Source organism: Vibrio inusitatus, from assembly GCA_024346935.1.
GTDB classification, from domain to species: domain Bacteria; phylum Pseudomonadota; class Gammaproteobacteria; order Enterobacterales; family Vibrionaceae; genus Vibrio; species Vibrio inusitatus.
Window position 1 is genome coordinate 433,237 of the sequence record AP024879.1, and the last position, 12,523, is coordinate 445,759.

The window sequence follows — 12,523 nt, forward strand, 5'->3', positions numbered from 1 at the left end:
CACTCTCAATCATGATAGGTACACAAAACGGGCTATGAGCAAGTAATCTTGTGAAAATGAAATCAAGATGCTTGTTTGCCTGTCGCAGGAGGCGAATGACAATTAGGTCATCTTTAACTCAAGGATATAGAGGCCTATTAACTTATATATTGAGAATTTTAGACAATGAAACTGAACAAACTTATCCTTCCAATCGCTGCTGTATTTTTTATAACTAAGGTATCAGCGAATCCTTATATCGGTGCGAGCTACCTTTATTCAGAATACCAAGTACAAAACGAAGATACAGAATATAGCGACGAGAACAGCGGATATAGTTTATTTCTGGGATATCAAGTTCATGACATGTTTGCAATCGAAGCGGGTTACGCTGACTATGTTGATACACACAAGGACTATGAACATGTTTATTCTGGTGCTTGGCTAACGAGTGCAAAGCTAATGCTACCTATTACGATTTTTGATCTTTATGGTCGAGTAGGTATAGGGCACTTTCAAACAAACTTAGGTGATACCAATGATGTTTACTACGGTGCAGGTGCAGGTGTATCTTTAGGCCCAGTAAGAGTTGCTTTGGAATATAACATTTATGAAGCGAAGTTGGTTGAGAACAGTTATTCATTGAGTGCAGAGTTTCATTTTTAACATCTCTAACTACTCAGCAACCGGTATTTAGGACACTTCTTAAGCAGCACTTTAAACACTAACGAGGAATTAACGCGAGTTAACCTCCGAAATCAACAATCTGTTTTTTAAAACAAAGCGGCATGTATCTTAGATATCTGCCGCTTTCGCTTTTGTTAAGGGGGTACTATCTAGTAGGTAAGTCTATAGATCTGAAAGACGTTCTTTTATCTCTAAAATCTGTTGCTTGTTCTGTAAGAAAATATCGACCAATATTGGATCGAAATGTTCCCCTTTTTCTTCAATGAGAAGAGCAAAGGCATCCTCGGTATCCCAGGCTTTTTTATAGGGACGAGGGGAGGTTAGAGCATCAAACACATCGGCTATCGCCGATATTCTGCCGACAAGAGGAATTTCCTCTCCAGAAATACCCGCAGGGTACCCTTTGCCATTGAATTTTTCATGGTGAGTTAAAGCGACAGTGTGAGCCAATTGTAATACGGATGAGTTATCAGGCCCGAAAAGAATGTCAGCACCAATGTTGACGTGGGTTTTCATTACATCCCACTCTTCTGCCGTTAACTTATCGTCTTTGAGTAATATTCCGTCGGGAATACCTATTTTACCAATGTCATGCATTGGGGCTGCATCTCGGAGAAGATCTGCATCTGCTTCATTCATTCCTGCAGCAATAGCGAGTAAGTGGCAGTATTGTGCCATACGCTGTACGTGTAACCCTGTTTCATTGTCTTTGTATTCTGCAGCGCGCCCGAGACGCTGAATGACTTCGAGTTTGGTTTTGTTTATCTCTTCGGTTTGGTGTTTAACCTTTACATAAAGCTCACGGTTCTGGTTAGCTAGAGCGAGGTGAGTTTTGACTCGCTGTATTGCAACTAAGGGCGTAATAGGCTTGGTAATGTAATCCACGGCACCAAGCTGAAAGCCCTTTATTTCATCTTCTGCAGTAATTTTAGCTGTAACAAAAATGATGGGAATATGTTCGGTGTTTGGCTGGCTTTTCAAGATTTGACAGACTTCATAACCATCCATCTCTGGCATCATAATATCCAATAGAATGATATCTGGAGCAGGGCTCATTTGCGCAATTTTGATTGCAAGTTTGCCACTGTTTGCCACTTTAATTCGATACTTGTTTTGAAAGGTGCCGGCAAGTACATCAATGTTTGCTGGAGTATCATCAACAATTAAGATCGTTTGTTTGTTGTCTGCCATAGAGGTCTATTTCCTTATCAATTCTTTTAGTAACTGCGCCGCTCTTTCGTAATCAAAATCGGACATGGCTAGCTTCACCGCTTCTAATTGCTGGCGAGTTGTAGTGTCTAGTATTGCTGAAAGTAATGATTCTAGTATCCCTTGTGCCTCAAATTCATAAGCTTCTATAGCTTCGAGCAGATCAACCAATTGAGTATCTATATTGATGACTTTTGTTGGTGTTGAATCATCATTGCTTTCCTGAACGCTTTCAAGATACAGCCTAGCTTGTTGAGTCGTTGCTTTTAGTCGCGTTTTTAGCAAAGCTGATTGTTGAATGAGGTAATCTACATCGGGTGTTTCGGATTGCAGATGTTCCTCAATGGTCGCAGCTGAGTGCGCGAGCTTAGACATACCAAGACTCGCGGCTAATCCTTTTATGGTGTGTGCCGTCATTTCAACAGCCGAAACATCACATGCTTGCAGGTTCTGATCCATTAGAGTCAATTGGTCAGGAGTAGAGTCAATAAATTGGCTTAGGAGTTTTGTATATAACTGCCGGTTTCCATTGACGGTACCCAGTCCAGCGTTTGCATCAAACAGATTAGGTGCATTTGAATGTATGATTGGTAACTCAGATGGTGTGTGGTCAATAGCTCCTGTTTCTAAGTATTGACTCAATACGGACTTTAATTTGTCCATATTTATTGGCTTTCCTATATGGTCATCAAAGCCTGCTTCTTTGGCTCGTTTGATGTCTTCATCCATGACGTTAGCAGTCATGGCAACGATAGGTGATGGGTAACCAGATTCCTTGAGTATTTTTGTTGCTTGATATCCATCCATAATAGGCATTTGAATGTCCATAAGTACCAATGGGTATTCATACTTTTGGGCCAGTTCAATGGCCTGTTGACCATTACTAGCAATATCTATGTCAACTTCAAAGGGCTCAAGGATTCCGACCGCTAATTCTTGGTTAATTTCATTGTCTTCAACCAAGAGTATTCGAGCATTTTTGAATATGGTCTTAGAGTTCTTATTTTCTGTATTTGGCTTAACGGTTGAAGAGATTTCAAATACGGCGTCATAGATTTCGTCTGGTAACGATGGGTTAGACAAACAGCGCCATCCTGCATTGAGAAATTCATCTACACGTGTATCTTGATCGGTTGAAACTACTACATTGAGGTTAAATTTATTGGCAAACCGTTTGAGGTCGGAAACGTTCTCAGAACATGCTTTGTCGACGGTTAATAGTGTGTTGTCTTCAGTAGCAACAATATTATTTTCTATTTCATCGATGGAATTAAAGAAGGTTACTTTGGTATTAAACTGATGAAATGCGGTTTGAATGAGTTGGTTGGATGTGTTGTTTTCATTTTGAATCCAAACATGGTAACTCGAACTCTGTTTGATGGACTCTTGCCATTGTCGTTTATGAGACAAATCAATGCCCAAAATAACATCAAAGTAGAAAGTGCTGCCAACGTCTAGTTCACTCTCTAGTTCAAGTGAACCTCCCATTTTTTCTACTAGCTGTTTTGAAATCGACAGCCCAAGCCCCGTCCCACCAAAGTTTCGTGTTGTAGATGCATCGGCTTGATGAAAAGATTGGAATAGTCTCGTTTTTTGTTCCGTACTTATTCCGATCCCAGAGTCGACAACACTAAATCTAAGTTGTTGTTCATTTTCATAGTTTGTGAGTAATTGAACCTTTACAACCACCGAACCTGATTGGGTAAACTTAATGGCATTACCCGTGAGGTTGAGCAATATTTGGAACAGGCGTGTATCGTCTGAAATTAAGTGTCGTTCGACGTTAAAGTCTATGTCGAAATAAAGGCGAATAGACTTTTCTACTGCTTTAATTGTACAAATATCAGCAAGCCTTCTCATTAGCTCCTTGAGAGAGAATGGCTGATTGTCGAGTTCAAGCTTACCTGCTTCTATCTTGGATAAGTCCAAAATGTCGTTGATTAGATTCAATAGGGTAGATGATGACTGTTCAACTTTACTTAGATACCTAGCAACCGCGGAGTCTTGATTTCGCGTGAGTGCTAGATGAGTCATGCCTATGATCGCATTCATAGGCGTTCTGATCTCATGGCTCATATTGGCGAGAAATTGACTTTTGGACTGATTAGCTTGTTTTTCTTGTTCTCGCGACTGCTCAAGCATAGTAGTCAGTTCAATCATATCACTGACATCATAGGCCCAAAAAAGTACCGATTCTTTGCCGTTAAAATGAGTTTTGTAGTAACTGACTCGACCTGTAAAGTTTGTTCCGTTCTGCTTGCGAAGCAGCATTTCTTTATCAACTACCGCGCCATTTTCGATAAGTTCTTCATAGACTTTGTTTCGATCATCTGGTGAGCAGTATATTTTGGAAACCTCATATTTATGGATCTGTTCTTTAGATATCTTAAATAGCTCTAGTGCCCTAGGGTTTGTATAAACAGGTTGGCTATCTTGAATGATGGCTACAGCGATAGGAGAGGACTCAAGTATTTGTAGTAGTTCTTGCCGCTTATTATTCAGTTCAAATGTACGAGCCCCTATTTGTTCTTCTAGTTCGGCGTTGGACTTAGTCATGATTTCATAAGATCGTGTTCCTACTTTTAGTAGGAAAAAGGAAACCGAGATAATTAAGCCAACAGAGATGAGTAAAAAGGCAATCAGAACAAAACGGGTGGTATGAAAAACGCTATAGACTTCCTTTAGCGTTATTTCAGCAACAATGGCAAAACCGTATTCTGGAAGCCAGCGAATCGAGGTTAACACCACTTGATCTTGTTGAGTGATGTGTTCATCAAAATTGATATCATTAATCTCAGGATTAGCTCGTAACTCTATAATGGACTCAAGTAATATCGGTGATACTTTATTGAACAAAATGTCATTTGAATCTTTGATAGAAGACGAAGAGCGACTATTCGTAATGATAAAGCCCTTACTATCGACACCAAACACTTTACCTGTTTGGCCTACCTTGGCTGCTCGAAAGTTTCGCGTAAACCCTTTGGTAGGGTCTATCGTGAGTGAGAATAGAGAGAATATGTTGCCATTTTCATCTTTGACAGGATAGAGCAAGAACATAGAAGGGAGGTTAGCGTTGTCGGTAACAAGCTGAGGCTTTTTATCGCTTCTCACTGGTGGGACTAAAACAATCTCACCATTCCAGGCTCTTTTCAAATAGCTGGAAGAGTGAACCTCTAAAGCATTTTTTTGCCCAACATAGTTGTCGTTGGTCGAGGCTAGATTAAGGTTGTTTTGCCCAATAAGAGTGAACCCCGTCGTCGGCGTGAGGCTGATTCGACTTCTCACGTGCTGCCTAATGCGGCTCTGGATTGGTGAGTTGAGGATAATCTCCGCTTTTTCATCAGCAGGAAAATCAAGTGTAGAGATATCATCGAGTAATTGAGCAAGGATTATGAAATTTTCGTCAGTGAGAAGTTTTATATTGGTTGCTTTTTCTCCTAACCATTCTTGAAGAATGATTTCGATACCATTTTGAGCGAGATCTAATCTCCCGTTGTATGAGTTTAAAGTATTGGTTTTTTCGTTTTGTAAGACAACAGCAATACCGACAATCATGCTAAAGCATAAGCCAAGAACTAATGTGGTGAACAGTCGTTTACTTCTGTCCTCTCCAAAAAAGCTGTCATGTTTATTGTGAAAAATACGATAAAAAATAGAGAGTACTAACAGCACCATTACGATAATCAACAGCCCCAACCCAATCTGTGACAATGGGTTAATAGAGGTCTCTGAAATCAGGTCTACATTCACTTCGTTTGCATATGATGGTGAGCTAAGAAATGTCATGATGAGTAGCGATACAAAAACAGTCATGAATCGGTTGAGAGATTGACCGAGTTTATTTGCCATTAGTTTTTGAATCCTCTCTTTGTGTTTTGAGTTGCTCTATCAGCTTCCAGAAATCAACTGATTACTTTTAAGATATTGACTTGAATACAAAAAGTTACCAATATGTTATAGCACCTTTAAACTATATCGAATAGAGAAAATGCAAAGACTTCGTTGGTTACATCAATTTATTGGACTGTCATGTCTGTCCATTGCTTCTTTAAGTGTAGCGGGAGAGGACATCCAAGTTATTAAAATGACACCAAAACAGTCGCAAGAAGATGTGTCCCATGATTATTTAGTGAAACTCGTTTCTCGGTCTACTGAAATAGCCGAAGAACATTTTGGACCGAGTAGAATAGAGTTCATGCCTATTATGTTAAGCCAAGGCAGAGTCTTGCAACTTTTAGGGATTGGTGGTGTGTTGGATCTCGTTTCTTCAGCGCCAACGTCAGAACGAGAAGCATCATTTCTTTCAGTAAAAGTACCAATATTTATGGGTTTATTGGGTTATCGCATGATGATAATTTCACCAGAAAAAAGGATGGAATTTGAAGAGATTACTTCCGAAGATCAGTTGAAAAACTTGGTTGCTTGCCAAGGAACTGCATGGCCAGATGCTGATATATTAGAAGACAGTGGTTATAAAGTTTTTCGCGTTGATAAATTTGAGCAGATGTTTGAAGAACTGCATGATGGCGGATGTGATTACTTCCCAAGAGGTATCACTGAAGGTTATGGGGAGTTGGAGTATTACAACGAAAAAAACCCAGAAAAGCCATTGGCTAAATTTGATTCAGTACTGATTCATTATCAAGTACCTCTGATGTTTTATACTAGCCACAATAACTTTGAGCTTGCGGCAAAGATTCAATATGGAATGGAAAGAATGGTAGAAAACGGTGAACTGGAGGCTTTATTAAAAACCCACCCAGTAACCCAATCTGCTTTCCCGTTATCTAAATGGAAGAACTCTAAAATTTATAGTGTTCCCAATAATAGGCTTCCTAAATCCGTTCCAACCTTCAAAAAGGAGCTGTGGTTAGAGTTGAATACTCAGCCTTAACGTTATTCATTTATCAAATAAAATCCTTCAATTAGAAAGTGAGTATGAATCCATTATCTGAGTATTTCTTGTTCGCATAAGTAACGCTTTGTAAGGATGTTTATTCGAGTTTTTCCTATCTTCTCTCACTAGCATCACTATTGCATCTGGCTGACAGATGCATGACATAGGTTACATGTCCTAGCGATATCTTCTGCTCGAAATAAAACGCAGGATATGTAATGAAAATAATAAAGTTAGTTTTTCCCTTATTGTTTGGCTTCGCTTTTGTGGGCTGTAACTCTAATAGTGATGAAAGCAATTCTCCAAATCCAACGCAAACAACGCTCAACCTAGCAGTGATCAATCAATTAGACCCTGCTATCAGTGGGACGGCCCCCACTTCGCTGTTGAATGACAATTCCTTATGTAATCATGGCAAATGCTTAACGGATGTTGATGAAGCGGTAATAGCATTTAATTATGTATACCTGAAACGAATAGGTGGCAGTAGCGATGATGCAACATGCGACCAAACAGGTGAGTGTGAAGCCTATCATGTCACTTTTGAGCATGAGACTAATGAGTTGCGCATGATTGATGTTATGAACGCTAACGGTAGTGATGCGGCGCCTTTATTTCAAGACCTGAAGTTATCACCAGGTGACTATCAAATGTGCCTTTATATCAACGGTCAGCATCAAGGTGGTGCTCAGGTTGATATCGACTATGATTCACACGTTCGTGATATTGACGGCAGCTACCTCTATCTTTCTACACCAAGCCAAGGCTCCTGTGCTGGTGCAAAGCCACCACAAAACTCTCGTCCAACTGGACGCTTAGTAAGTAAGACATTTACTGTGCAAAAGGGTTATAACAATCTAGCGGTTTGGTTCAACCTTGAAGATACGCTTCGCTACAACAAGAATCACGATTGGAGATTCTTAAGCAATAAAAACTTTGAAATTGTGCATATAGATGATATTCCATCACGATTGGGTCATATCAGTGGCACTATTGATCTTGAATCGGTACAAAGTGTTTGCCATGCAAATAACTATGATGGGTTGGATTCAGTGTACTTGTATCGTGGAGTAACGGATAAACAACAAATGTTGGGTTTCTACACGCTAAGAGAAGGTATAGAAGGGGAGCGTCGCCCAAAACAATCTACGCCATTAGCCGTACCTTTGCTTGTCACTTCGTCCGGTCCTAAAGCGCAATTTGTGTTTGATGAACTCTATGCGGATGAATATGCGATTGGATATACATGTACCGCACAATATGATCTCGAAGAAACAAATGGGTCAGGGTTTGAGATTTTCCAATCCCTTAACAAGGTTATTGTTGAAGCGGGTAGAACAACAAGAGTTGAATTCTAATGGTTGATTAAATAAAAAGCCCCACTTTGAAGTGGGGCTTTGAAGTTTTAGCTTATAAGAGGGTTAATTAACCTTCGTATTGACTATGTGATGCTTTTAGCTTGTAGAACGTAGCTTGAGAGTAGTCGTCTAGGTCGCCAGAGATGTTTTGGTTGTAAACACCTGCTTTGAAGTACATGTACTTGCCACCAACGTCATAACCACTTTCGCTCATGTCTACTACTTGAACTACGTCGTCTTTACCTTCACGGCTAACGGTTACAGTCATAGTGTTAGCAACTACTTCGATGCGGTAGCTGAACTTCTCGCCTAGTGCAATACCGTCTTCACCAACTTCTGCAGTCATGCCGCCAACTAGAGGATAGAAATCTTCTTTAGTTGCGTCTTGGCTTTCGTGTGCAAAGTAAACTGCACCCGTTGCTTGGTTTGGTAGTTTACGGTAGTACAAACGGATTGGTTCATCATTTTGGTCGTGGATTTGACCGATGATAAAGCGACCTACTTCGTTTGCATTACCTGTAGTAGTAGCGTGGTCGATTTTAAGTGTTGCTTCTAGAACACCATCAATACCGCCAGCTGCTTTTAGGTCAGCTTCAGGAGCACTTGAGAATACCCAGTTGTTTTTGTTAACGCCTTTGGTGCTGTATGACATATCACCACGACGTAACATTTCGCGTAGCTCTGTACGTGCATACTTAGTGTTTTTAGAAGTACGAACACCTTTCACGTAAGACTTGAATACTAGACCGCCATCGTCAGCTGTGTAGAAAACTTCAGGGTGTTGGTAACCGTTTGCAAGGTTCCATTCAGAAACGTCATCTGGACGACCATTTTTGTCGTGATCGAATGGTTGAGAAAGGTACCAGTATGACATGTCGAAGTTTTCGCTTGGAGCATTACCTGCTAGAGGTGTTGCTGGCAAAGCTGGTGTTGGTGGAAGCTCAGTACGTAGACATTTTACTGTAGTGTCACAAGGGTAAACAGCTGGCTCACCAAAGTTACCTGAACGAAGGTCTTTACGTGCTTCTTTGTGTGCTTTTTCTGCTGCTTTCATTTCAGCGATTAGCACTGCTTCAGCTGCAACTACGTCAGAAGTAATGATGTGGCTAGCAGGACAAGCGTTAACATTACAGTTAACCGCCGCTAGTTCAGTCACACTGTTCCAACCACTTTTAGTGTTACCGTGACCAACATATTTCACGTAACGAGCTTTAACTGCAGGCTCAAACTGGAAACGCTCTAGGCCAATTGCTTTACCTGAGCTCATTTGGTTTTCAAGAACTGTTGTCCAGTTCTCACCGTCAACACTCACTTGAATATCGAATTTAGATTGACGCTCATTACCTTTGCTGAATGCTGCTTGAACAGCGTCAAATTCTTGCACTGAACCGTAGTCCAACATTGCCCACTCACCGTCACCAGCTGAAGACCAACGTGTAGTAAGATCTTGGTCAAAAAGGCGATCAGGGCCGTTACCGTCGTGGCTACTAGCAGTTAAAGCAACAGGAGTAAGTAGAGCTTCGCCTGTTTCTTTGTTGTTTGGAAATTCAGGAGCTGAAGGAGTAGAAGTACAGCCAACTGCTAATAGGACAGAAGTCGCTAACAAGCTTTTTAGATATATATGTTTCATGTAACCATTCACCTAATGTTGTAAAACCAACAATGTAATTTGTAGTATAAAAAGAATTTGTAACTAAATTTTGATGAAGAAGGCTTCGCTTTCCGTGCTTCTACATCTTCTGATGCCTTATGGAACTTGATTGCTCAGTGCATTTACAAATTGAGAATACATATTTTAATAATACAAATGTAAATAAATATTTGTAAATGCGATCAAGGTCTAATTCGGATTCCCTAATAGTGATCTATGTTCAAAGAACTGAAGCTAACGTCGAATATTTGACCAGGGTATTCAGGTTTAAACTGAGGATAAATTCCCGCTTTGAAGTAAAATGCAATATCGGAAGAGGTCCAATCTGAAGACAAAACAACAGTGTCACCATCTTTATCTTTGTAACTCTCACCCCAAGGGATTGAGTGAGCTACGCGATTGCTGCCATCAGTATCATAAGTTGCTAGATAGATGCCATCTTCATCGGCACGAATGGTATAACTCCATTCTTCACCAGCGGCATAGGTACCAAGTTCTACACTGAATGGTTCGCAGTGGTTACAGTCTTGATTGTTAATTTCATAGTCATCATTGAGAATAACTCGAACGGGTTTGTTATCGCCTTCCCAAAGCAATTTAACTAGTGCTTGATTGATCTTCCAACCATGGATTTGACCTAAAACAACTTTAGGTTGGCTGATGTTAGGATGATCTTCGATTTTAAGGGTGGCGTTTAACGTGTGGGTAGTGTCATTAGTTCTTGAATCATCTAGATACCAACTAGTGTCTTCATCACTAGTACTACAATCAGGATTACCCGAGCTAATAAATAATTCACGAAGTTCAGAGCGAATATAGCTAGAGTTGGCAGTAGAAGAGCCGTACCCCATATCAGCTCTAAAATGCATTCGTCCATTTTCTACATTAAAGTAAGCGATACTATTGTCATAGTCGTAGACGGACTCGTCATTTGATAATTCGTCTTTGTCATTGTCGTTACAGCGTTCAGGAGTGATCTCTGCAGCACTGTCACCACCAGAACCATACCAGTCATTTTTGCTCGCAGGAATTGTAAGTTTCCAGCTATCGATATTCCAATCATATGCAGTGTCAGAGTCAGTAGTTAGGACTTTGAGAGCGCGGAAGTGAGCTTCAGATTCACCATTTTCAAATTGATTGTATACACCAACTTTGAAGTAACTCAGTAAGTGCTCCCAATAGGAGATGTCAAGATCGACTTTGACGATGTCATTAACTTCAATAGCTAGGTTATTTTCTTGGACGATAAGTTCAAACTTAGTAAAGGAATCAGTGTCTGCCTCACCAAGATCGATTCGGTCATAGGCATTCTGACACTCAGCTGAATCTGGATCGGAACCGTCTCCTTTACAATCGACAGCGTTGTTCTTTAGAACAGCCCAGTAGTGTCCATATTTTCCATCACGCTCTAGCTCATATACCACTCTTAGTAAAGGGTGGGGGATGTAGCCGGTGCCATCACTTGAGGTGCCTTTGTTGTGAATTTGCAAAAAAGTCACTTCGTCACGACTTGAAGAACTATTGCTCATTGCATTTTCGATATTAGGTAGCTTTACTTCCGCCAACAATGTGCGTTTTTCGTCCTCAACATTGATATCAAAATTGTCTTTCTCACGCACTTCATTGCGCATGGAGTAGTTCGACATCTTAAAGACTAGGTATTGTGTGTTTTCCTGAGCATAGAAATAGTCGTCCAGATACCCGTAAAAATTGCCATCGCGTACAACGGTTTCTTTGTTGGATGCGCTACCATCGGGATCGGATTGCTGTAAATCTGAATTGGACAGAATATCTTGATATTTAGTAATACTATATGGCGCGATTGGATCACCCGGCTCAACGGGTACACTAGTATCAGGATCAGTTGGGGTTTTAGATTCATCAGAGCCATCACTGCCCCCACAACCCATTAATGTAGTGGTTAGCATCAATGCTAAAATTGATTTATTCATATCCATGAGAACGTCTGTAACAAAAAGTAATAATTAAGAGTGTTATTTGTACTATTTTATGTCAATTGCGTGGTGTGGAAATTGTGAGCATATGCACATAGGTGATATGGAACTGTGAACAAGATTTTATTTTTGACAGAAAAAAGGCCCATCTTTCGACAGGCCTAAATGATGATATTTTTGGTTTATCGTTGTGGCTTGGACTCGCGCTTAACGAGTTCCATTTCGAACTCATCAGGATATAGAACGATGCCTTCACCTTCTTGGTCAGGGAATACAACCAGCGATAGTTCGTCTTCTTCAAGCCCGTGAGTCCAGCGCGATTTCCATTTAGCAATAGAAATAGGCTCAGCAGTAAAACCTTCCCATTCGCCTGTCGCCCAAAGCAATGCATGTTCTTCTGAAGGCCAAACTGGGACGCATTCTTCGTCTTCAGTGTTTAGCATGACACTTCCGTGCTCATCAATTAATAGCCAGATTTTCTTATCGTTTACTGCAGCCTTAAAGAAAAAGTTAAAGCGCTCTGATGGATCCTTTGGGACATTTGGAGTAGTAGCAGAAGTCATTGCATGCCTTTGATATATAAATGTGTCCCACACAGTATAACCCCGTGCAATTGCTAGTGCGAGAAGCAAGTCGCTTTTTCAGCATCAAACAAGTTAGCGAACTAAAGTGATAGCAGTTTCCCGTTGGAGCCATCGCATAGTCAGCTTTTCAAATACCAATAATACTTTGAGAGGTCGCACTAAAAATGTGCGACCTTTTTACTTTCCTGCCTATTTTTCTG

General features: G+C 40.5%; 8 protein-coding genes. 3 read left to right on the forward strand and 5 right to left on the reverse strand.

The genetic code is table 11. The features are described 5' to 3' along the window. Positions 1-165 precede the first annotated feature (165 nt). Entirely contained in the window at positions 166-645 is a 480-nt protein-coding gene (locus OCU48_RS15000) for a porin (RefSeq protein ID WP_141344619.1), read from the forward strand. Positions 646-828: 183 nt separating this feature from the next. Here the strand turns inward: OCU48_RS15000 and OCU48_RS15005 are convergent, their stop codons facing one another. Together OCU48_RS15005 and OCU48_RS15010 are read right to left on the reverse strand one after the other, a co-directional pair. Further along, on the reverse strand, positions 829-1,857 hold the full coding sequence (locus tag OCU48_RS15005; protein ID WP_141344620.1) for a response regulator: 1,029 nt from the start codon (positions 1,855-1,857) through the stop codon (positions 829-831). Positions 1,858-1,863: 6 nt separating this feature from the next. After that, on the reverse strand, positions 1,864-5,727 hold the full coding sequence (locus OCU48_RS15010; protein WP_141344621.1) for an ATP-binding protein: 3,864 nt from the start codon (positions 5,725-5,727) through the stop codon (positions 1,864-1,866). 139 nt (positions 5,728-5,866) lie between these two features. On the opposite strand from OCU48_RS15010, the gene OCU48_RS15015 reads away from it, so the two are divergent. Both OCU48_RS15015 and OCU48_RS15020 read left to right on the forward strand, forming a co-directional pair. Next, positions 5,867-6,772 carry a type 2 periplasmic-binding domain-containing protein gene (locus OCU48_RS15015; RefSeq protein ID WP_141344622.1) on the forward strand — a complete coding sequence of 302 codons (906 nt, stop codon included), beginning with the start codon at positions 5,867-5,869 and terminating at the stop codon, positions 6,770-6,772. A 221-nt stretch (positions 6,773-6,993) separates the two neighbouring features. Further along, on the forward strand, positions 6,994-8,133 hold the full coding sequence (locus tag OCU48_RS15020) for a DUF4382 domain-containing protein (RefSeq protein WP_141344623.1): 1,140 nt from the start codon (positions 6,994-6,996) through the stop codon (positions 8,131-8,133). A 67-nt stretch (positions 8,134-8,200) separates the two neighbouring features. Here the strand turns inward: OCU48_RS15020 and OCU48_RS15025 are convergent, their stop codons facing one another. The 3 genes from OCU48_RS15025 to OCU48_RS15035 form a co-directional block, all read right to left on the reverse strand. Continuing rightward, positions 8,201-9,763: a polysaccharide lyase family 7 protein gene (locus OCU48_RS15025; RefSeq protein WP_141344624.1), complete on the reverse strand. Its 1,563-nt coding sequence runs from the start codon at positions 9,761-9,763 to the stop codon at positions 8,201-8,203. Between the two features lie 224 nt (positions 9,764-9,987). Beyond that, positions 9,988-11,736, reverse strand: a complete 1,749-nt coding sequence (locus tag OCU48_RS15030; RefSeq protein WP_208727105.1) for a polysaccharide lyase family 7 protein — start codon at positions 11,734-11,736, stop codon at positions 9,988-9,990. A 185-nt stretch (positions 11,737-11,921) separates the two neighbouring features. Further along, positions 11,922-12,302: a DUF2750 domain-containing protein gene (locus OCU48_RS15035; protein WP_141344626.1), complete on the reverse strand. Its 381-nt coding sequence runs from the start codon at positions 12,300-12,302 to the stop codon at positions 11,922-11,924. Positions 12,303-12,523 lie beyond the last annotated feature (221 nt).